Genomic DNA, 20,122 nt, shown 5'->3' with positions numbered 1-20,122 from the left:
GGGATTCACGTGGGTAAAACTATATCAAGGTGGGCATTTTTCATCATTATTTTCACACTGCCATTCTGGAACGGTTTTCGGATGGACATCGACAACGAAAAACTATTCTTGTTCGGCTTTCAATTATCCTATGAAGCTGGCTACCTATTTTTCGTTTTTTTATTCTTGTTCTTGATGGCTTTCCTTGCACTATCAATGATCGTGTATAGGGCGTTTTGCCAGTATTCATGCCCGCATAATACCTTCAGCATGCTTTTGAACAAGATTGAAGCGAAATTAGGTGAAAAAGGTAAGGCGGTAACCTTCCTGCTGGCTTTCGTTGTAAGCATCTTCATGGCGTACGCGACTGTAAGTTACTTTTACAACCCGATTACAATCTGGGAATCATTTGTTAACTTTGAAATGAACAAATACTTCTTCCTTGTTACTTCAACTGCTGTTTTATATACAGCTCTATCATACAAGGCAAGGAACTCATTCTGTAAAGTTTGCCCATATGGACTTGCTCAGGGCATTTCCCGTGTGGATGACAAAACCCAATGGCTTACACATCCAGGAGTATGGATTACATGGGGTACGACGGCTGCTCTTGTACTAGTGCTGCTTGTTGGATGGTTTTAAAAAAAATCAAAGCGAGGTGAAAACATAAATGAATAAAATCTTGAAACTGTCAGCATTCGCGCTTCTTTCCATTTCACTTGCTGCCTGCTCTGAAGCCGCAGTAAAAGATGCATCACTTGATAATAAGAACGAAAAAGAACTTCCACCAATTCATGAGGACTACTCCTCTAACTGGTGGAAAGATCAGCCGAACGGAAACGCAGATACCAATACGGATTGGGATGGTGAGGGATGGATCCTGTCTGCAAACGAAGTTAGTAATGGCATTGCAATCGCCGATATCAAAACCGGCAATCCGGTAAAATACATCCAAAGCTCAGGTACACCCCACCATGTCCACCTGAACAAGGAGCAGACATGGGCTTTTGCGACACAGCGTTACGGAACTAGCGTTTTAGCGATTAATATGGAAACTCTGGAGTCGCATAACATTGACTTCCCTGGCTTTGATTCAGACCCTGCCCCTCAGCATTTGACGTTTTCAAGAGACGGAAAATATGCTTTTACCTCTTTGAACGGGGTTGGCGGGGTAGGAATGATTGATGCTGAAAAAGCTGAACTTGTTAAAGTTTTTAAAGATGTTGGTAAAAAGCCAAGGGATTTGAACGTCACTCCTGATGGCAAAAAGCTATTTGTCAGCTTACAGGCAGAATCGTTCATCACAGTCATCGACATTGAAACTGGTGATATGAGATACCTGGAAAGAACAGAGACTGACTACGGAAAAGGAACAGGTTCAGGTCTCGATATGTCTAACGACGGGAAGCTTGTCGCGGTTGCCAATACAGCTGACAATGAAGTGGCAATTTATGATGCCGAATCCGAGAAACTGCTAAAGAAATTCGGAGATATCCCAAAACCTGTTAATGTTAGCTTCATGGGGGATACGTATGATTTAGCCTCAGGGAATCGTAACGATGGGTCAATTTCCATCATCGATGCAGACAAATTAAAGTTCGTCAAAACCATCAAGACAGGTCCAGGAACTAATATTCCTTACCTCGGTCCAGACGGATATTGGTATACTTCGCAGAATGGTGCCGGTTATTTGACTGTTATGGATCCGGAAGATAATTATAAAATTGTCAGGAAAATCTGGGGTGTCCAGAATATCCACTGGCTCGCATGGAGCCCGGATGGCAGCATGATGTTCGGTTCTAACTGGGGAGATAAGACGCTTACTAAAATCGACCTTACAAAGAAGAAGGATTTCAGACAGACAATTCCTGTTGGTTTGAATCCTAACGGAATCGCCATCAAAACAAATGTGCCAAAAGACCAAATTCTGGCTCACCAGAAAGGCAATGCGGAAGAAGCCAACAAAATCAAGAAAGCTTCCACACTTGTTTTCCCGGATGCGAGGAATATCAATGAAGAGGCCTTCCTGGGTACTTGTCTGACATGCCATGATATCGGCCGAATCATGAGGAACAACAGTAAAGGCTCAGAGGCATGGACCTCAGTTGTAGATCGGATGGCTGGAAACGGTGCAAAAATGTCTGATGAACAAAGACAACAAATCATCGATTATCTTGCTTCTGATGAGCATAAATCTCTTTCAATCCAGACTGAGCTTGAAATGGAATTAGCTGAAAAAAATAAGGATAAAGAATAATGTAAAAAGCGCAAGCGCCTTGGTCAGCCCCGACAAGCGCTGGAGGGCCCACCAGTGAAGTCGTTCTTTGACTTCACCTGAGCGGACCGAAGCGACTCGAGGGGCTAGGCGCTGGAGCTGGACTAAGAAAAGCGCAAGCGCCTTGGTCAGCCCCGACAAGCGCTGGAGGGACGACCAGTGAAGTCGTTCTTTGACTTCACCTGAGCGGACCGAAGCGACTCGAGGGGCTAGGCGCTGGAGCTGGACTAAGAAAAGCGCAAGCGCCTTGGTCAGCCCCGACAAGCGCTGGAGGGTCGACCAGTGAAGTCGTTCTTTGACTTCACCTGAGCGGACCGAAGCGACTCGAGGGGTTAGGAGCTGGAGCTGGACTAAGAAAAGCGCAAGCGCCTCGTTCAGCATCTAAACTGGAGCTGGTCAAAAGAAAAATCCTAATGCTTCTTAACAGGAAGCATTAGGATTTTCATCTAGTTCTTTTATAAAGTCCCATACTCTCTCATGGAGATTGGATTTGAACTGTTTATCCTTTCTTAACAAGAAGAAGGGGCGGAAACGATTTCTGTCATTGAATGGACTGACAATAAGCTGCCTAGATTGAACCTCTGGACAGATTGACAGCTTGGAAAAGACAGCGACACCAAGTCCATTTTTCACACCTTCTTTGATGAGTGTGTTGCTATTATAAACAAGGACGGATTTGGGTTTGATATTCAAGCCATTCCATAAATCCAGCGTAGCCTGTCTCATCGCACAGCCCGGCTCTCTGATCAGCCAGGTCATTTCCTCGAGCGTTAAAGGGTCCTGGTTTGCAGGATTTGCCCGAAGCTGTGGAGATACACCAAGAACAAGCAAGTCATCATAGAACTCATGAGAAATAAAGTCATATCTTCCAGCTTGTCCTTCGACAAGAGCGAGGTCAATTTCAGAAGCATAAAGCAAATCCGTAATATGAACAGAGGTCCCGATAGTAATCTGAATTTGGCTGCTTGTTATCTCAGGATTCGACTTTATGAAATCCTGTACCATTTTCGAAATCAGGCATTCACCGATCGTGTTGCTGCAGCCAATCTTGATTGTTTGACTTGAGTCCCCTTCTGCCAGGAGATTTTCCAGTTTCTCATTCAATGCGATCAACTGCTGTCCATGTTCATACAAAGTTTTACCGGCCTCTGACAATCTAATTTTCCGGTTGGCTCTGATGAATAACTGTTTATCGTAATAAGCCTCTAACTGGCTGATTTGATGGCTTACGGCTGGCTGGGAGAGATTCAGCATCTTCCCTGCCTGGGAGAAGCTCTCATATTTAGCCGCTGCAATAAATGTCTTGAGATGTTCAAGGTTCAATATGATTGCACCCCTTTATCCTATTAAATTGGAGGGAATATAATGAAAAAGTTAGATATTATCATTACTGTTGTTGTATTATCTGTATTTATTTTCGGCTTGATGTACTTTACCAAGGATGATTCTGTCACATATCGCGATGTTAAATTCGAAATCGCCTCTTTGGCCATTTTATCCACCGTATCCCTGTTCACTTATTTCGGAATTAAAAGAAATTTAGAGCATTAATTGGCATTATACCACATAGGGTTTAAAATGTAAGAGAAATAAAGATGTGCAACCCAGGAGATGATCCTGGGTTTTATTTTTTTTTCTAAAACAGTATACTAGCAATCAAATGGATTGATCTTGAGCAATGAAGTGAGAGAATAAAATTGATAGTTTCCTACAGTAATTATACAATATAACACAAATACCAACATGGGTATATTTTTAAATACTCTTAATTAACCCTTAACAAAAACATCACAATATAGATAACAGAAAAGGAGTGAATGTTTTATTATGGCTGATATCGGATTATTCTTTGCTTTTACAGCTGGTATTTTATCATTTTTCTCACCATGTGTGTTCCCTCTTCTCCCTGCTTACATAACACATTTGACTGGTGGAAAGATCGAGGGCTCTAAAGTAGCTGTTGATCGTGCAACCCTTTTTACCCGTTCATTTGGATTCATTGTCGGTTTTAGCTTAATTTTTATCGTCATGGGTGCCTCAGCATCGTTCCTTGGACAGGTTTTCGCCAATTACAGGACAATCGTGATGCAAATTGCTGGATTGCTGATCATCATTTTCGGCCTGCAGATGGCCGGTTTGCTGAACATTAAATTCCTGATGATGGAGAAAAAGATTCAATCCGAAACCAAATCAAAAGGTGCATTCAGTTCAGTGTTTCTTGGAATGGCGTTTGCCAGTGGCTGGTCACCTTGTGTCGGACTTGCACTCTCCTCCATCCTGCTGTTGGCAAGTTCTTCCGACACTTTATATCAAGGAATGTACCTGCTGACTTCCTATTCTCTTGGAATGGCAGTTCCTTTCCTTATCATTTCTTTCGTCATTTCATATTCATTAAAAGCAATCAAGAAGATCAACAAATATCTTTCTAAGCTTGCTCTCGTCAATGGTATGATTATGGTAGGAATGGGCTTTCTTGTCCTTTCCGGGCAGATGCAGAAAATCAGTGCGTGGCTGTCTGCTTACAGCTTATTCGGAGTTTAAGAAACCTGCTGTAGTTATTTTTCATAAGTCGATGCAAGGCAGTTTTAAGGAGTGACCTAAGTCGTGAAGAAGGAATTGATTGGCAAAAGTGTACTGGTTGTTGAAGATGACCCTAAAATCCGCACACTTGTTAAAATTTACTTGACGAATGAAGGCTATGAAGTACTAGAAGCTGACAACGGAATTGCCGCTCAGGAAATAATCGAAAAATATGATCCATGCATCCTCATCCTTGACCTGATGCTTCCCGGCAAAAGCGGTGAGGAGATTTGCCGCTGGCTGCGGAATGACCTGGAGAGCATGATGCCTGTCATCATGCTGACCGCAAAGGCTGCTGAGAAAAATAGAATCGATGGCTTCAAGCTTGGCGCAGATGATTATGTCGTAAAACCATTCAGCCCTGCTGAGTTGATGGTCAGGATTGAAGCGGTGTTAAGAAGGACGTCAAGCAGATGCGGGAAACTGACATTTACAGGCCTTACAATCAAGCCTGCAAAAGGCGAGGCAATGGTCGACGGTGAACCACTCGATTTGACCAATTTTGAATTCAGGCTGCTTCATATGTTCATGCAGCATCCAGGTCAAATCCTTTCGAGGACACAAATACTCGACACGATCTATGAAAACAACGAAAAAGCCGTGACTGAGCGGACGATTGACGTGCATATCAAGAATCTCCGGGAAAAAATAAAAGAAAAAACGCCTAAGGATTATATCCAGACAGTAAGAGGAATGGGGTATAAATTTGCGGCGAATTAAAAGCATGGCAAATTTGTTACTATCTAAGCTTGTGGCAGTCAACAGCATCGTCATCCTGCTTGTCATCATGCTTGCAGGGATATCTGTGAAAGATTACGCCTGCTTCCTTGTCAATAACCAACAGGTGACTGGGACTCAGCTCGTTGACACATTGAATTCATTCCTTATCAAGGTTAGCATCATAGCATTCGTCATCGCTGGACTTTTGCATTATTTTTCGGTAAAGCGGATCGTGAAACCGGTGAAGACAATGGCATTTGCCGCCAATCAAATCAAAGAAGGCAAGATCCCTGCGAAGATAGATGTCACGGCAAGCGGTGAATTGGGTGAACTTGTAACGAATTTTAATGCGATGTCAGAAACTCTTTCTGCTGTACAGACAAGACGGGAAGAAATGTTAAAAGACATCGCCCATGAGCTTAGGACCCCTTTGACGAATATCAATGGCTACCTTGAAGCCCTTCATAACGGTATATTGCCAGGTGACCGTGAGCTGTTCGGCTCCCTTTTGGAGGAATCAAAGCGGATTACGAGGATTGTCGACCTGATTGCTGAGCTTGACGCGTGGAATAAAGAGGTTTACTTTCTTGAGAAACAGTTTGAAGTAACTGATATGAAACAAGTCATGGGAGAATCACTGGCAGCTTTCCAGCTGAAATTATATAACAAATTTGAAACGGTCAGTCAGCATATCGAACAAGTCCCCATTTTCGGACATGAAGACGGCTTAAAGCAAGTCCTCTCCAATCTGCTGCAAAATATCATAGATTATGATACGGGCGGGAACCTTACAATTGTTGCACAACCTGTTGATAAGGTGTACAAAATCACTTTATCGCATCAAGGAAAATACATCGATCCGGAAATGAAAGAACTCATTTTCGAACGATTTTACAGGGTGGAAGAATCACGCAGCACAAAAGCTGATGGTGCAGGTCTCGGACTTGCCATCGCCAAAAGCATTATTGATGCCCATCAAGGAAATATTGGCATTGATACTGATGGGCATCATCACACATTTTGGATAACGATTCCAATCCAGTTCGAATCTTAATCATTCCTTAACATTACGATCACATACTGAACTGTAAATGATGTTTTCGTACAAAAGGAGCGATTGTGATGGAATTTACGTACTATAATGAAAAACTAATTGGTCAGCTTGAATATGGATTCCTGCCAATATCTCCAAATACGGAGATGGGCTACAGGCCTTTGGAGCTGTTCGTATCCTCCTTAACTGGATGCAGCACCTCGGTGCTCGCAAATATTCTTGCTAAGAAGCGAATAGACTATAAAAGGATTGACGTACAAGTGTCAGCAGCGAAGAACTCGGAAAAGGCAAACCGGATTGAACAGCTGACCTTCAATGTAAGTGTTCAGTCTGATACTATTGATAAGGCTGATCAAGCTGAAAAGCTTGCCGGACTTGTCCTGAAAAATTGCGGCATGATCCAATCTGTAATTGGTAGTATCGACATTGGTTATCAGATTGAGTTCACGCCAGACCAGCCAAAAAAAGGTGATGTTGCTTGAACTATATAACTATTGGCAGATTCACGCTGCCTACAGATTTGCTTGCAGCGTTTGCCGCCATTTTTATCGGAGCCTTGATTTACCGAATCAGGGAAAAAAAGAGTATCGATGATTGGTATTGGAACAGCTTCTTCATCTACATAGCGATTTACAAAATAAGCTATGCAATTTTTAACTTTAAGCTGTTCATCGACACCCCCTTATCCCTTCTCTACTTTAATGGCGGTACAGAGGGCCAGATTCTAGCATTTCTGGGAATCGCAATCTATTTATATTGGCTAACAAGAAAAAAGGGCAGCACTATTAAACCAGTGGAATATCTCCCTGCCTACTTTATATTCTTTTTACTGTATTGGACTGGATTATTTGCCTTTTCACAGGACTTTCTCGCAGCTGCGATCCAGGCCGTCCTATTAGTGATGTTCTTATTATTTTATGTAAAAAACATGAAGCTTGCTGTTGAGTATGCAATCTTGTTCCTGATGCTCGAAGCACTAATACTTAGCCTTTTTTCCGATATCCTTTTAGTTGAAAATCTCTTGATTTTCGCACTTGGAATTTACTTAATCATTTTTCAGCGTTTTAATAAGGAGGAAGTTCAGCATTGAATAAAAATCTTTTATCATTCGCGATTTTAGCACTGGCTGTCGTTGTTCTTGTCGTGAATATCTGGAAACCCGGATCAACAGAAAGCGAGAAGAACACAACAACTCCAGCAGGAGAATCTGTAGAAGCAACAGAAGATATTCCGGGCGCGAAGCTGTCTTCTTTGCGGGAAGGCGCTGAGGCACCTGACTTTGAATTGAACACCCTTGATGGAAACACAATCAAGCTATCTGATTACCGTGGAAAAAAAGTGATACTCAATTTCTGGGCTACATGGTGCCCTCCATGTAAGGCTGAAATGCCGCATATGCAAAATTTCCATGAAGACTACAAAGACCAAGGCGTTGAAATCCTCGCTGTCAACCTGACAAATATGGATAAAGGTGAGGATGAGGTCAAAAAATTCGTCGAGGAATATGGTCTGACTTTTACGATTCCGATGGATGAAGCAGGTAACGCCGGAACCACATACCAGGCATTCACCATTCCAACCAGCTACATCCTCGATGAAAACGGCGTGATTACGAAGAAAATCGTCGGACCGATGGATGAGAAAATGATGAAGGAACTCACTGGGGTTAAGTAAAAAAGTCGCGGCTGGGACCGCGACTTTTTGTGTGTTAACCGGTATTGGGTGCTGCTTCCCCTTCGAAATGTCTATAAAACCTCTTTCTTAGACATTTTGGTGCTGCTCCGCCTCTGAAATGTCTATTAAAACCTCTTTCTTAGACATTTTGGTGCTGCTCCGCCTCTGAAATGTCCATTAAACCTTCTTTCTTGGACATTTTGGCCTTGCTTCGCCTTCGAAATGTCCATTAAAAAGGGATATTAGGTGCTCAGGATTCTTGGTTCTCCATCGGCCTTGAATGTTCCCTTTTCCAGCAAATACTGCTTAATAACATCAATAGCATGGACACCATGGTAGGTTTTATCAGCTTCTGCCCCTTTAAAGAGCTGCTTGCCGGCACCAGCTATCTTGTATTTCTTTTTCAGATCGATCTCCTGTCCGCCAACGAGCAGCTTTTGTATCCTGTTCCCTTCCGGATTATATGGCTTGAATGACATGAATAACCCAGAGGACCTCAGTATATATCCGCCTTTTTGCTTGAACGGGTCTCTTGAGAACACCATCTCCAGATTCTTCTCTAGGGCATTCCTCACGCGCTCTCCCGTCATCTCGATCGTGAACACTTCCGGATTCGTCGGGATGATAGTATGCAGGTCATACTCGGTAATATCCCCTGCAGGAACCGGAGTACCGTACCTCCAACCGTGGGAAAATGCCACATCGCTATCGTAGGCATGAAGATAAGCATCTGTGATTAATTGATCCATCGGTGCTTCATTTAAGGTCATTCTGTGTAAAATCGACTCCGTATTGCCAATGATATTGCCCCGTTCGTTACTGTATGGCTCTATAATATCAGCAATGATTCCCGCCATTTCCTCATCCACGGGGAGGCTTTCGTCAATGGGCACTAGTTCGTACCGATAATCCTCTATCCTTCCGCCTTCAAGGGTGATATCAAGTTTTCCAAGGAATGATGCACTAGAACCAGCCTGGACGATTAGCGTATCATTTACCGTAATCGCCTCTTCTACCCTGTCATGGCTATGTCCCGACAGGACTATATCAATATCATCGACGAAGGTTGCCAGCTCGACATCAAGAGGAAGTCCCATATGGCTTAACAACACAACAAGGTCCACTTGGCCCTTTAATTCTTCCACGCAAGCACGTGTCTCATCTACGCCTCTTGAGAATGCAAGGCCTTTCGAGAAGCTTTCAGGCATGGTTTCATCGACATACGGATAAGTCAGTCCAATGATACCGACCTTGACGCCATCTAGCTCCTTGATGACAAATGGCTTCATAAACGATTCGTTTGTTTTTGCATCTCTTACGTTGCAAGCGACTGTGGGAAAAGGCAAGGCTTCTACCAGGGAAGACAACTGCTCCTTCCCATAAGCAAAATCCCAGTTCCCCGGAACCCATCCATCCAAGCCTATCTTTTTCAATGATGGCAAAATAGCTTCACCCTTCGATGCTACTAGTGGGAGCGTCCCATGGAAAAGATCCCCTCCATCAAGAAAAAGGAGATTCTCATTCTGCGATTTAAGATCCTTTACATACTTCGCAATTCTCGGAAATCCGCCTGTTTTACGGAGTTCCGGTTTGTTGTCCTGCCAAAATAATTCATGATGAAGATCCAGGCTCCCATGGGTATCGTTTTGCTGTATAATCGTCAACTTTGTCATAGTATCCTCTCCTCCATTGATTTAAAGCTTTTTCCATAAACGTCCTGATTAGCATGAAGCTTATGGAAACAGCCTTTTTTTTTATATACAAAAGGAGTACCTTACACCAGGTACCCCTTTTTGATTGGCCAGCTTCAGTGCCTAACCAATCAAGATGCTTCCGCTTTTATATTTATCTGACTGCACAGCGGTTTGGTCCGATTTCCATCTCCCGCTGTTCTTCGATATCCGGGTTGATTTTCCCCATATTCATCTGCCTGATTTCCTGATAGGAGTTTGGCTGTGGCGGAAGATTTTCTGTAACGGTTTTCCTGAACGTATCTTCTCTGTCGATTTGCAAACCATGGTTCTCGGCGTACAAAACTCCAAGTTTTTCTGAAACGCTGCCGTCATCATTCATTTCATTGATTCCCATATAATGTGCTGGCAGGACAAGAAGTTCGTCAGCAAGTTCTTTATATCGATTATATAAAGTGTTCCTCAAGTCTCCTACCCAGTCCTGAGCCAGGCAGGCCTAAGGTCAGGGCGTCCAATTGAGTCAATGAACAGAATATCACCAGTCAATAAATATTGGTCATCAATGATGAAAGAAGTACTCCCGATTGTATGACCCGGAGAGTAGACTGAACGAATCACGGTGTTTCCAACCCTGATTTCATCGCCATCCTGAAGAGGCTCATATTGAAATGTTACTTCCTCAGCGTCTTTAGGAGGGAGATAGTATTTAGCTTCCACTTTTTCAGCAAGCTTTCTTCCGCCAGAAATATGGTCAGCATGAAGGTGTGTATCAAGCAAGGCAACAAGTTTGAAGTCCTTACCTGACATAAATTCTTCATATTGTTCAATCATCCGGTTTGTATCAATGATTGCAGCCTCGCCATTTGATTCTACGAGGTAGGAAAGGCATCCTTTGCCGATACGGACAAACTGGTAAAGGGAACCTCCGCCGTTAATGTCACCGATTTTCACAGGCTCTAAATGTTCACTCCATGCTTTCATGCCGCCTTCAATAGAGTAGACGTTACTGTAGCCAGCCTCTTCAATTTGCTCGGCAACAAACTCGGACGATCCACCTTTTGCACAGACGACATAAATCTCCTGATCTTTCGGCAAAATATCCTTTACTGGATCGACGCCTTCAAGCAGGTCAAAGTACGGCGTATTATGGACTTTCACGTTACGGCCTTCGATCTTCCAATCATCAAAGTCGTCAGTATTTCTCGTATCAAGGATAAACAGGTCTTCATGGTTGATGACTTTTCGAGCTAATTCTTTTGCTGAGATCGTCTGTACCATTTGATTCCTCCTGTTTTGCTTTGATTTATTAGAATGTCAAAGTAATGTTAGCGTCGCTTGCGAAATGAAGGAATGAAGCAGCTCCACCCACATCGATTCCATCTACAAACTGTTCTTTCTCAAGAGACATGACATCCATTGTCATCTGGCAAGCGATCATTTTGACGCCCATTTCCGATGCCATTTCAACAAGCTGTTCTACTGGAGGAACATTTTCTCTTGCGAAGCCTTCCTGGAAGTGTTCAGCTCCTGCAGGCATAGGAAGCTGCTTATGTGCTTCCTTATGGATCAGATTCAGACCTTCAAATGTGAAGAAAATCCCTACTTCTGCGTCTGTTGCTGCTGCCGCAGTCGCGATATTGAATACTTTGTATGCGTCGAACATTCCGCCGTTAGAAGCGATGATAGCTACTTTCATTTTTGGAGTTCCTCCTTTTTTTTCAACTGAAGTTTCGGTTGGGCCTGTCCAGTCCTTCATTCCCGAAACGACATTAATTGTTTTTTTGAATCCTTTTTCAGAAAGCTTTGCTGCCATGTCACTTCTCGAGCCAGAACGGCAGATGATATAAACATCCTCTTCAGGATTAAGTTCATTGAAACGCTGCTCCAACTCCCCAAGTGGAATTGATTTCGCATTGGGGATATGCCCAAATGCGTACTCAGCTGATTCCCTGACATCCAGAATCGTTATTTTTTCATTTCCCTCAAGCTTTGCCAGCACATCTTCAAGTGATGCAGTGTGTGGATGAGGTGATTCGTTGTTCAGTTCTTCTTCACTAGCTTTACGGAGATAATGTTTAAGTACATTTCCTTCAGTTATTGTACCGAGGTATTGATTGCCTGTACTTTCAGCCCATGCTTTTAGATCTGTTGTTGATCCTTTGTCAGTAGCCTGCACTTCCATGACCTGGCCTGGCTCTAATTCATTCATGGATTTCTTTGTTTTGACAATTGGCATCGGGCACGCAAGACCTTTTGCGTCCAGTACTTTATCCGCAGAAATTGACATAGTAGTCCCCCTTCCTACACATTAGTATTTATGAATCCACGGAATCCATACTGCAAAAATACTCCCTAGTTTATATACCTCATACGGTAAAAACTATGCGTATATTGAAAAAATATAAAAAAACAGCAGCCATTTTGTCATGGCTGCTAAATTTTTCTCTTATCAGAAGTTGATTCAATGACTCCCCGCCATCTTACTTCCTTCTTTTTCTCTTTGTTGTCCAATAATAGTAGGAGATCCCAGCCACCACCGCAAATATTGCTGCAGCAAGCTGGTATTCGGTTTCCCAGCCAAGTACAGTATGAACTGAATATGCCTCAATAAAGAGGGCCGGTATTTTACCAATAGTACTTGAAATCGCAAATGCCCATGTCCCCATCCTGCTGTATGAAGCAGCCAGGGTGACGAGTCCGGACGGTGCAAAGGGAAAAAGCCTTAGTAAAATAACAAGCACAAATGCCTCAATGCCTCTTGTTTGCTTGAGCCTGTCCAGAATTCTTATCGTTCTTAATGAATCGATATTAGCACTCAGTTTTTTTAGCCCTTTCCGATACAGAATAAAACTTATGACCGCCCCTATTGCTTCGCCGAGTATGGAGATTAAAAGTCCCCAGACAAATCCGAAATAAACGATGTTCGCAGCGGTAACAAAAGCACTAGGAATAATACCGGCTATGGCAATCACTATACTGACTGCAAGGCTAATGATGATGGCAAACCAAATTGGCTGGCCAGATAGAATTTCTAATAATGACATATACAAGTCTCCAGTCAGATTTCAATACTTTGTCACTGCTTCTGCTTAGTTTTTGCAAACTGTCCAGGTAAGATTTATGTATATCTCAAAGGAGCTGACCAGGACATGAGAAAACTAATGTTAAGTTTTTTAGGAGCAGCATTGATAGCTGGAGCAAGCACTGCTGTCTTTGCAGAAGATGGGACAGAAGGTAATGGTACATTTAATTTTGGTCAAATGAAGCCGTTAATCGAAAAGATGCACCCCGGCTTGTCCGATAAAGAAGTCAAGCAAATGTACAATGACTGCCACGGTACAAACGGTGCTATGCCGAACAAGAAATTTAATATGATGGCCCCTAATCATATGGACATCCAAAATTAAAGTAGCCATCAACAATTTAATGTTAAGCATTGCTGGTTCTGGAATCCCCAGAGCCTTTTTCTTTTTCAAGAAATATACTGTAAAGTCTTAAAGAGTATAACAAATTTGTTTTAAAACATAAAAAAACCTGACCAACAGGTTCAGGCTGTGCGTAAATAGTTACGACATTGTATGTTGAGAAGGAAGATCCTCCGCTGTCTCACCCTGCGAATGCTGCGATGGCAGGCCTGCTACTGACTGGACTTCCTGCGAATGCTGCGATGGCAGGTCCGCTACTCTCTGGACTTCCTGCGAATGCTGCGACGGCAGGTCTGTTACTGTCGAATCCTTAAGTGAATGCTGTGATGGAAGGTCTGCAAAATTGTAGGTTATAGCGCCAAACCCAACGGCAACATAAAGCACAGTCGCAATCGCAGTCAATAACAGAGCTTTTTTCATTTATGATCCTCCTCTTACACTGGTTGTTCAGTATGATGTGTTTAACAATACTTCAATAATTCTTCCATTTCAGCCTCTACTAAACTGGCAAACTTCTCGTTTCTCTGGAGTACGAAAATAGTTATTGCTTTTTCCAGATAGCTTTTACCTTTTTCTAATTTACCCAATTTTATAAAATTCATGCCTGTTTGGTAATAAAGTTCTCCCAATAAATACATGTTTTCTTCATAAATACAATTGTCGATTCCTTTGCTGCAATAGATGAGAGATTCTTCAAATCTCCCAAGCTTTGACAGTGCCTGGTCCAGTCCGTAAAGGATCCTCAGCCAGATCCTTGAATCCTGGACCTGAGGCAGCCCTGTAAGCTCGTTCAGGGCATTCTGAAAAAGTTCGACACCCTTCTTAAGGTTACCGCTATCTTTTTCGATAATGGTCATACTGGTCAAAATCTCAATTTCCCGTTCTCTCATTGCGGCCTTTTTCTGATGAGTCAGATCCAAAGCCTGGCCAAGCAAGTCGATCGATTTCTGGCGGTCTCCTTCAAGGTAATAGCAGCATATCCCCTGGTGCCAAACCAGAAACTGATTGAATGAAGTATGTTTGAACAGCGGGTTATCCTGTGCGTTTTGGATAATTTCATGAATAGCAGCATAATCACGATCTCTCTTATATTTTTTTATTAGCTCAGTGACTGAGATTGCGTAATTGTATGTATCAGTGGAAGCAATATCAAAAAAATGGTTAAGCTCTACGTCCAGCTTTAAGGCCATTTTAAATAATTGATCGATTGTTGGATATTTCTCTTCTTTTTCATATTGAATGATATCATCTTCAGAACATATACCTTCAGCCAACTGTGCTTCATTCAAACCTTTAAAAACCCTAGAAGACTTAAGAATTACTCCGAAGTTATACCCAACCAGGCTCATCCCTACACCCCATTTATACGTAATTACTTATATATTATCATAGCGTTTGCAAAATTTGAAAATTTGTACACAAAGAATAGTGGAGGCGACTGCCCAACTCCGACAAACGTTGGAGGTCCTTAGCCTGTACCGTCATTAAAAAGAAATATAATGCAATGCGATACATGCCAATGCTAGGAAAATGACTACAGCCGATCCGATTTTATTCTTTTGCCGCCAGAGTGTAATCCCAAATAAAACATAATATATAATGATGTAAGCAATGGCGATCCATGAAATGACAACCATCTAATCTCTCACCTCTTCTAGCTTAGGCAGTTTCGACTGGCGTCCAAATTCACCAAAGCGAATCGAAACATTCACCTTCACTTCCGCATCAGGATAAGTATACATCCAATTGAAATCGCGGAATTCGCGAAGGGTAGAAAACTCTCTCCTGATTGGAATGGATAAATTGAATGTATTACCTTTAAATTCCTCCTGTCCATATGCAACAAAATCCGTCAAATTCTTTTCGATTGCCGCTGTAAGTGACCTTTTTAGTATGTTTACCTTTTCTCGGTTTTTTGCGTAATTTACCATGCTTGGATCGCTTAATATCTCTATAAATAACGGGACTTCTATTTCAATGATCGGTCGCCAGTTTCCGGTTATGAGTCGATATTTATTTTTTCGTTTTTGAGAAAGCCTCATGGACAACTTATATCGTTCATCAAATGGATCTTTAATGGCCGTCAGGATATCCTCCGTAACCCAAGTGTTATCCAACAGACTTGATATCCGCGTCTCTTCTCCTGTGATCTTGCCAATCATCTTTCCTTCCTTGAAGACAGCTGAGCCAATGAACTGGGCATTAGTCGCCGTACCTTCCACTTGAATCTCACCAGCCAGCAAGTCATCATCTGTTGTCTGCATTTCATCCTTCTCTATCTTTTTGGTGGCAGCGTAAATCGCCAGATATAAATCGGCATCGCTTTCTGTGACGCGAAAAAAACTATTCAAATCTGCTTCGGGAATCATACCTGTTTCCTAGCCACGTTCAATCATTAACTCTAAAAATTTATGGGGTCTGGTTTCAATATTGGATTTATTATTATTTATAAACTCAGATGCATTCTCCCGTGAGACAATCAACTGTGTACTGCGCTTAATTTCCCGGTCCTTGGTTGCACTGTATATTAACCTGATAAAATCCGGATCCTTCGCTAATTCCTCTGACACAATGATCACCTGCAGAAGATCATAGGATATTTCCTTAGCCACTACCGTATTCGCTGTATTTCTTGATGAAATAAAATCATCTGCAATCAAAGTGACAATTTCCTGGGGCGGTTCATTTGCTCCGCCTGATGTCTGCTGTGATCCAACTTCCGGGTTTGCCATTAAATAGGTGACTTTAACCTTTCCCTCTGCTTTATGCTGATCAAGTCCAATGCCAATGACATAGGCCTTCTCATCCAGTTCTTTTTGATCGAAGCATCCTGAAAGACTCCAAGTGATGATCAACAGCATCAATATTTTGATCATTTTAGAGTGAACTATCATTTTTAAAATCCCCCCGAATTTTAGCGATGACCCACATCAAAGGCGGCATGATCATGAAGGTAGGGCTCAATAACATAAGAATGTATTCTCTAACATTATAGAGAGTGATGGATGGAGCGTTAGGTGTTAATCCAACTAGCAAAATGATTGTTGCGATTAGAGGGATAAGGTATTCGAACTCTTTAATTTTCAATATGCCTCCCAGAATTGTGGCAATCAAGTATAGATAAAACGAAAAGCGGATGAAGGTCGCGACCAGCCAAAAAGGAAAAAACAAGGTTTCGACATTTGCCAGAAAGCCTATCTGAATAAAGCGGATGGTTTCGTGAAATGGATAATTGAGCATTTCAGCAGTGGTGTAATCAAACAGAACGATAAACGCCACAAGTGCAAGACTCATTTCAACTGTTATAAATGCCAGACCGATCAGCGTTCCTTTTTTCATATCATTAAATGTTGAAATGAGAGGCACAATTAAACCAAGGTAGAAAAAGTCAACAAATATCGAAACGTTTTTAGCAGAGGCCTTTGCCACTTCAATAGGTGCTTCGCCCCAAATTGGGAATAGATACCCGATCGTCCCTTTTTTAAAGGTAAAGATCAGGGCAACAAACAAGGTAATCTTGATATACGGAAGCAAAAGCCACGCAGTAGCCCCAATTTGTTCAATCCCCCTCTTGGCTCCATAAGCACAGATAACCATTAAGATGATGTAAATGATGATTGGCGGTGTTTTTGTAAAATACATTGATCCAATGATATCTACGTATGTACCAGAGTCTGCGATGACCGCTGCTAAGCCGCCGATTAAGAGGCCAATGGAGATAACAGTCCCCAAGAACCTCCCGAATAAGTGCAGGATAATTTCATGGAGGTTTTTCCCTTGATGCACTGAGTACACTTTTATCATTAACAGAATGGGAAGCAATGACATCATACCAATCAACAGCGCTGCCATCCAACCGGCATTTTTGGCATTTTCATAAATGATTGCAGGGGTGTCATCACTTAACTTGGCTCCAACGGTCAAGGAGATCAGCGCGAAATATTCTTTTATGCCAATTTTCCCCTTGTCACGTTTCATCGGTTATTCTCCATTAGTTTTTTTTTGTAGATCGGTTGTTTTCAAGAATCCTGGCCTCAAGTATTCATTTTTCGTTAATCTGCGAAAAATTGTATCATTTGACGACTTGTAATTCGGAGACATAGGCGCAAAATATGGTACACCAAATGACTTAATCGAGACCATGTAGAATAACCCCCCAACAAACATTGCGGTCATACCGTATATTCCCATCATCGCTGCACTTAGGATAAAGAGGAAGCGCGTCAGCCTTACAGCAAAATTCAAACTTAAATCACTGACTGCAAACGAACTTAACCCTCCCAGCGCGACAACAATAATGACAATGGGACTAATAATATTCGCTTCAACCGCTGCCTGCCCAAGGATGAGAGCTCCAACGATCCCTATCGTCGGGCCTATCGGACTGGGAACACGCAACCCGGCTTCTCTGATTAGTTCGAAGGCAAGCTCCATGATCAAGATTTCAATAACAGCCGGAAAGGGAACTTTCTCCCGTGACGCCGCAATGGCCAGCAACAGGTCTGGCGGAATCATTTCAGCATGGTAAGTAGTGATTGAAATGTAAATCGCCGATGTGAAAATCGTAATGAATAGGGCAGTCATCCTTAATGCCCTCGTAAAATTCCCATAAAGGAACCTCAGGTAGTGATCCTCAGGACTGTGAAAAAAAGCCCAGAACGTTGCCGGGAGAACGAGGCTGTCCGGTGAATTATCCATTAATAAGACGATGTAGCCATCTTCTAAAAAAGAGGCAGCCCGATCTGGCCTCTCTGTTGAAAGAATGCTGGGAAGTAATGAATAATTTCGTTCCTCTATATATTCTTCAAGCAGTGAGAGGTTCTGAATTGAATTCACATCAAGGCTCCGAAGTCTTTCCTTAATATTGTCTATCAATTTTTCATTAGCGAGACCCCTCATATAGAGGACAAAAACATCATTATGAGAACGCTCAGAGATTTCGATTGCTTCAACCATGAGGTTCTCGTTCCTGATTTTCTTTCTGAGTAATGATATATTGACTACAGCCTTTTCATTGAATGCTTCCTTCGGTCCCTTGATGAGAATCTCACTCTCCGGCTTTTCAATCGCCCTGCCTTGAAAATCAGGACAATCCATAACATACGCCTTCGATTCTCCATCGAGGATGAGCAGTGCATTTCCTTTGTTAAGCTCCTTGACCGCATCCTTGTATATGGTAATCTCATGAACCATTTGGATCGCTACGATATCCTTGACCATTTTATTGGAAGCGGTATTCTCCGTTAATGGCTTAAGGATATTTTCTTCGACACTCTTCACATCTGTTATAGTGCTGATGAACACAAGGGCAGCATTTTTGTTAAAGCCTTCGAGATACATTTCCCGCAATTTTATATCCTTATTGTCAGGAATGCTGTAGAGCTTTTTGATCACTGACAAATTATCCTGAAGATTCCTGCTGAACTCCTGTTGTTTTAAGGCTGTTTGCTCACCCGGCAGTTTTTCCACTGACAGAGAGGTCTGTTTTGATTGTTTTCTGAACAACGGAAGCATTTCCTTTAACATCATCCATCTTCTCCCTGACAAGCGTGAATACTATTTCCTTTTCATAACTTTTACTAATCTGCTATGTTTTATGAGTTTTAAACATGAAAAAACTCAGGAAAGTTCCTGAGTTGATTAAAGGTTCTTTTGTTTTCGGGCTGCCATTATGTATACTGCACCTCCCCCTAACGCTAGGATGCTGATTGGGATGATAAATGGCTTGGCAATGTCCTTGATCCCTGACCAATTTTCACCGAGGACAATTCCTAGATAAAGAAAAAATACTGTCCATGGAATCATCGCGGCAATAGTATAGAGTGTGAACTTGATAGCTGACATGCCAGCAATCCCCGCTGGTATAGAAATCGCATGTCTTACGACGGGAATGAACCTCGCCGAAAAAATCACACCAGGTCCATATTGCCTGAACCATTTTTCTGATAAATCAAGGTGGTGCTGGTTGATCAGAAGGAATTTTCCGTATTTTTCAAGCATTGGGCGGCCGCCAAAATAACCAAGCCAGTACAGGAACAGCTGTGCAATCGTCCCGCCAATGGTTCCAGCGATGATTGCTCCTGTGAAACCAATACTCCCTTCAGAAATCATATACCCGCCATAGCCAAGGACAATTTCACTCGGAATGACCTCGAGCATCAAACCAAGAGCAATTCCGATGTACCCAAGGCTCGACAGCCAGTCCAGAGCGCTCATCATGTAATCCTGCATTTTACCAACTCCCATTCAATTCCCCTCTTTTAAGAATATATTGAACGATGTACAAGTTTATCTCTATTTTTCTATAAACAGAAAAAAGGACCTGCCACTTAGACAGGTTCTTTTAGCAAGAAACATTAACAGCGCCAGCCGCCTTTGAACAGTACGCGCAGGCCGATAAAAATAATGACGAAAGCGAAAAGTACGATAACAATTACACCAATGATTCCAAAGATGCCCAGCCCAGCAAGAGTCAACAGAATCGGCCCGAATTCAATCAGTGCCCAACCTGCAAGCATACAGGCGAGAAATAACAATACATTGGATCCCCAGTTGAATGACATATCATCATCCCTCCTTTACTTTTCAGGATATGTATGTCCTTGAATAGGGTACGGGCTGATGAACTATTGCCTTGTTTTTTGTGTAAAAATGGGTTGGCTAGACGAAAATAGAATACATGAATTTTCCTAAGCCTGTTTTTGATCTGATAAACAAGGGAAAA

22 protein-coding genes and 3 pseudogenes are annotated in these 20,122 nt (G+C 42.3%); 10 read left to right on the top strand and 15 right to left on the bottom strand.

The window, feature by feature from the left end; all coding sequences use genetic code 11:
* The first annotated feature begins 9 nt into the window (after window positions 1-9).
* Complete coding sequence (locus tag LC048_RS02045) at window positions 10-621, top strand: 4Fe-4S binding protein (RefSeq protein WP_226601853.1); 612 nt, start codon at window positions 10-12, stop codon at window positions 619-621.
* Between the two features lie 28 nt (window positions 622-649).
* On the top strand, window positions 650-2,236 hold the full coding sequence (locus tag LC048_RS02040) for a beta-propeller fold lactonase family protein (protein WP_226601852.1): 1,587 nt from the start codon (window positions 650-652) through the stop codon (window positions 2,234-2,236).
* Window positions 2,237-2,674: 438 nt separating this feature from the next.
* Here LC048_RS02040 and LC048_RS02035 read toward each other — a convergent pair whose 3' ends face one another.
* A complete protein-coding gene (locus LC048_RS02035; protein ID WP_226601851.1) occupies window positions 2,675-3,577 on the bottom strand; it encodes a LysR family transcriptional regulator in 903 nt (300 codons plus the stop codon).
* Between the two features lie 42 nt (window positions 3,578-3,619).
* Between LC048_RS02035 and LC048_RS02030 the strand changes: the two genes are divergently transcribed.
* The 7 genes from LC048_RS02030 to LC048_RS02000 all read left to right on the top strand — a co-directional run bounded on the left by LC048_RS02030 (window position 3,620) and on the right by LC048_RS02000 (window position 8,282).
* Window positions 3,620-3,805 (top strand): hypothetical protein, encoded by a 186-nt coding sequence (locus LC048_RS02030; RefSeq protein WP_226601850.1) that lies wholly within the window; start codon window positions 3,620-3,622, stop codon window positions 3,803-3,805.
* A gap of 276 nt (window positions 3,806-4,081) precedes the next feature.
* Window positions 4,082-4,795 (top strand): cytochrome c biogenesis CcdA family protein, encoded by a 714-nt coding sequence (locus LC048_RS02025; protein WP_226601849.1) that lies wholly within the window; start codon window positions 4,082-4,084, stop codon window positions 4,793-4,795.
* A gap of 63 nt (window positions 4,796-4,858) precedes the next feature.
* Window positions 4,859-5,554 (top strand): response regulator, encoded by a 696-nt coding sequence (locus LC048_RS02020; RefSeq protein WP_226601848.1) that lies wholly within the window; start codon window positions 4,859-4,861, stop codon window positions 5,552-5,554.
* A 4-nt stretch (window positions 5,555-5,558) separates the two neighbouring features.
* On the top strand, window positions 5,559-6,608 hold the full coding sequence (locus LC048_RS02015; protein ID WP_226601847.1) for a HAMP domain-containing sensor histidine kinase: 1,050 nt from the start codon (window positions 5,559-5,561) through the stop codon (window positions 6,606-6,608).
* A 68-nt stretch (window positions 6,609-6,676) separates the two neighbouring features.
* On the top strand, window positions 6,677-7,090 hold the full coding sequence (locus LC048_RS02010) for an OsmC family protein (protein WP_226601846.1): 414 nt from the start codon (window positions 6,677-6,679) through the stop codon (window positions 7,088-7,090).
* The gene (locus LC048_RS02005; protein ID WP_226601845.1) at window positions 7,087-7,698 is read left to right on the top strand and encodes a hypothetical protein; all 612 of its coding nucleotides are present in this window, start codon (window positions 7,087-7,089) and stop codon (window positions 7,696-7,698) included. The genes LC048_RS02010 and LC048_RS02005 overlap by 4 nt, the downstream gene beginning before the upstream one ends.
* Window positions 7,695-8,282 (top strand): redoxin domain-containing protein, encoded by a 588-nt coding sequence (locus LC048_RS02000; RefSeq protein WP_226601844.1) that lies wholly within the window; start codon window positions 7,695-7,697, stop codon window positions 8,280-8,282. The genes LC048_RS02005 and LC048_RS02000 overlap by 4 nt, the downstream gene beginning before the upstream one ends.
* Window positions 8,283-8,524: 242 nt before the next feature.
* On the opposite strand, the gene LC048_RS01995 is transcribed toward LC048_RS02000, so the two are convergent.
* The 5 genes and pseudogenes from LC048_RS01995 to LC048_RS01975 form a co-directional block, all read right to left on the bottom strand.
* Window positions 8,525-9,955 (bottom strand): bifunctional metallophosphatase/5'-nucleotidase, encoded by a 1,431-nt coding sequence (locus tag LC048_RS01995; protein WP_226601843.1) that lies wholly within the window; start codon window positions 9,953-9,955, stop codon window positions 8,525-8,527.
* 172 nt (window positions 9,956-10,127) lie between these two features.
* Window positions 10,128-11,251: pseudogene (locus LC048_RS01990) on the bottom strand (MBL fold metallo-hydrolase).
* A gap of 28 nt (window positions 11,252-11,279) precedes the next feature.
* Window positions 11,280-11,657 (bottom strand): annotated as a pseudogene (locus LC048_RS01985) (DsrE/DsrF/DrsH-like family protein); the annotation flags it as partial.
* Window positions 11,658-11,702: 45 nt separating this feature from the next.
* Window positions 11,703-12,260: pseudogene (locus LC048_RS01980) on the bottom strand (sulfurtransferase TusA family protein); the annotation flags it as partial.
* Window positions 12,261-12,453: 193 nt separating this feature from the next.
* A complete protein-coding gene (locus LC048_RS01975) occupies window positions 12,454-13,017 on the bottom strand; it encodes a TVP38/TMEM64 family protein (RefSeq protein WP_226601839.1) in 564 nt (187 codons plus the stop codon).
* Window positions 13,018-13,122: 105 nt separating this feature from the next.
* On the opposite strand from LC048_RS01975, the gene LC048_RS01970 reads away from it, so the two are divergent.
* Window positions 13,123-13,380 carry a hypothetical protein gene (locus LC048_RS01970; RefSeq protein WP_226601838.1) on the top strand — a complete coding sequence of 86 codons (258 nt, stop codon included), beginning with the start codon at window positions 13,123-13,125 and terminating at the stop codon, window positions 13,378-13,380.
* A gap of 159 nt (window positions 13,381-13,539) precedes the next feature.
* On the opposite strand, the gene LC048_RS01965 is transcribed toward LC048_RS01970, so the two are convergent.
* From LC048_RS01965 to LC048_RS01925, 9 genes are all read right to left on the bottom strand, one after another.
* The gene (locus tag LC048_RS01965) at window positions 13,540-13,818 is read right to left on the bottom strand and encodes a hypothetical protein (protein WP_226601837.1); all 279 of its coding nucleotides are present in this window, start codon (window positions 13,816-13,818) and stop codon (window positions 13,540-13,542) included.
* Window positions 13,819-13,859: 41 nt separating this feature from the next.
* Window positions 13,860-14,747, bottom strand: a complete 888-nt coding sequence (locus LC048_RS01960) for a helix-turn-helix domain-containing protein (protein ID WP_306049303.1) — start codon at window positions 14,745-14,747, stop codon at window positions 13,860-13,862.
* Between the two features lie 135 nt (window positions 14,748-14,882).
* Entirely contained in the window at window positions 14,883-15,035 is a 153-nt protein-coding gene (locus LC048_RS01955; RefSeq protein WP_226601835.1) for a hypothetical protein, read from the bottom strand.
* Window positions 15,036-15,767: a Ger(x)C family spore germination C-terminal domain-containing protein gene (locus LC048_RS01950; protein WP_306049301.1), complete on the bottom strand. Its 732-nt coding sequence runs from the start codon at window positions 15,765-15,767 to the stop codon at window positions 15,036-15,038.
* Window positions 15,768-15,776: 9 nt separating this feature from the next.
* The gene (locus LC048_RS01945; protein WP_306049300.1) at window positions 15,777-16,292 is read right to left on the bottom strand and encodes a Ger(x)C family spore germination protein; all 516 of its coding nucleotides are present in this window, start codon (window positions 16,290-16,292) and stop codon (window positions 15,777-15,779) included.
* A complete protein-coding gene (locus LC048_RS01940) occupies window positions 16,276-17,376 on the bottom strand; it encodes a GerAB/ArcD/ProY family transporter (RefSeq protein ID WP_226601833.1) in 1,101 nt (366 codons plus the stop codon). The genes LC048_RS01945 and LC048_RS01940 overlap by 17 nt, the downstream gene beginning before the upstream one ends.
* Window positions 17,377-17,379: 3 nt before the next feature.
* Window positions 17,380-18,927, bottom strand: a complete 1,548-nt coding sequence (locus tag LC048_RS01935; protein WP_226601832.1) for a spore germination protein — start codon at window positions 18,925-18,927, stop codon at window positions 17,380-17,382.
* A 111-nt stretch (window positions 18,928-19,038) separates the two neighbouring features.
* The gene (locus tag LC048_RS01930; RefSeq protein ID WP_226601994.1) at window positions 19,039-19,629 is read right to left on the bottom strand and encodes an undecaprenyl phosphate transporter UptA; all 591 of its coding nucleotides are present in this window, start codon (window positions 19,627-19,629) and stop codon (window positions 19,039-19,041) included.
* A gap of 125 nt (window positions 19,630-19,754) precedes the next feature.
* Complete coding sequence (locus tag LC048_RS01925) at window positions 19,755-19,961, bottom strand: hypothetical protein (RefSeq protein WP_226601831.1); 207 nt, start codon at window positions 19,959-19,961, stop codon at window positions 19,755-19,757.
* Window positions 19,962-20,122 lie beyond the last annotated feature (161 nt).

This window comes from Mesobacillus subterraneus, assembly GCF_020524355.2.
Lineage (GTDB): Bacteria > Bacillota > Bacilli > Bacillales > Cytobacillaceae > Mesobacillus > Mesobacillus subterraneus_C.
This window is presented reverse-complemented; position numbering and strand designations above follow the sequence as displayed.

What these genes read in the sequence shown, in the direction of transcription:
- LC048_RS01950 (WP_306049301.1), bottom strand. Translation starts at nt 15,767, where the DNA reads ATGATTCCCGAAGCAGATTTGAATAGTTTTTTTCGCGTCACAGAAAGC.
- LC048_RS01940 (WP_226601833.1), bottom strand. Translation starts at nt 17,376, where the DNA reads ATGAAACGTGACAAGGGGAAAATTGGCATAAAAGAATATTTCGCGCTG.
- LC048_RS02010 (WP_226601846.1), top strand. Translation starts at nt 6,677, where the DNA reads ATGGAATTTACGTACTATAATGAAAAACTAATTGGTCAGCTTGAATAT.
- LC048_RS01925 (WP_226601831.1), bottom strand. Translation starts at nt 19,961, where the DNA reads ATGTCATTCAACTGGGGATCCAATGTATTGTTATTTCTCGCCTGTATG.
- LC048_RS01955 (WP_226601835.1), bottom strand. Translation starts at nt 15,035, where the DNA reads ATGGTTGTCATTTCATGGATCGCCATTGCTTACATCATTATATATTAT.
- LC048_RS01960 (WP_306049303.1), bottom strand. Translation starts at nt 14,747, where the DNA reads ATGAGCCTGGTTGGGTATAACTTCGGAGTAATTCTTAAGTCTTCTAGG.
- LC048_RS02040 (WP_226601852.1), top strand. Translation starts at nt 650, where the DNA reads ATGAATAAAATCTTGAAACTGTCAGCATTCGCGCTTCTTTCCATTTCA.
- LC048_RS01945 (WP_306049300.1), bottom strand. Translation starts at nt 16,292, where the DNA reads ATGATAGTTCACTCTAAAATGATCAAAATATTGATGCTGTTGATCATC.
- LC048_RS02030 (WP_226601850.1), top strand. Translation starts at nt 3,620, where the DNA reads ATGAAAAAGTTAGATATTATCATTACTGTTGTTGTATTATCTGTATTT.
- LC048_RS01970 (WP_226601838.1), top strand. Translation starts at nt 13,123, where the DNA reads ATGAGAAAACTAATGTTAAGTTTTTTAGGAGCAGCATTGATAGCTGGA.
- LC048_RS02025 (WP_226601849.1), top strand. Translation starts at nt 4,082, where the DNA reads ATGGCTGATATCGGATTATTCTTTGCTTTTACAGCTGGTATTTTATCA.
- LC048_RS02015 (WP_226601847.1), top strand. Translation starts at nt 5,559, where the DNA reads ATGGCAAATTTGTTACTATCTAAGCTTGTGGCAGTCAACAGCATCGTC.
- LC048_RS01930 (WP_226601994.1), bottom strand. Translation starts at nt 19,629, where the DNA reads ATGCAGGATTACATGATGAGCGCTCTGGACTGGCTGTCGAGCCTTGGG.
- LC048_RS01965 (WP_226601837.1), bottom strand. Translation starts at nt 13,818, where the DNA reads ATGAAAAAAGCTCTGTTATTGACTGCGATTGCGACTGTGCTTTATGTT.
- LC048_RS01975 (WP_226601839.1), bottom strand. Translation starts at nt 13,017, where the DNA reads ATGTCATTATTAGAAATTCTATCTGGCCAGCCAATTTGGTTTGCCATC.
- LC048_RS01935 (WP_226601832.1), bottom strand. Translation starts at nt 18,927, where the DNA reads ATGATGTTAAAGGAAATGCTTCCGTTGTTCAGAAAACAATCAAAACAG.
- LC048_RS01995 (WP_226601843.1), bottom strand. Translation starts at nt 9,955, where the DNA reads ATGACAAAGTTGACGATTATACAGCAAAACGATACCCATGGGAGCCTG.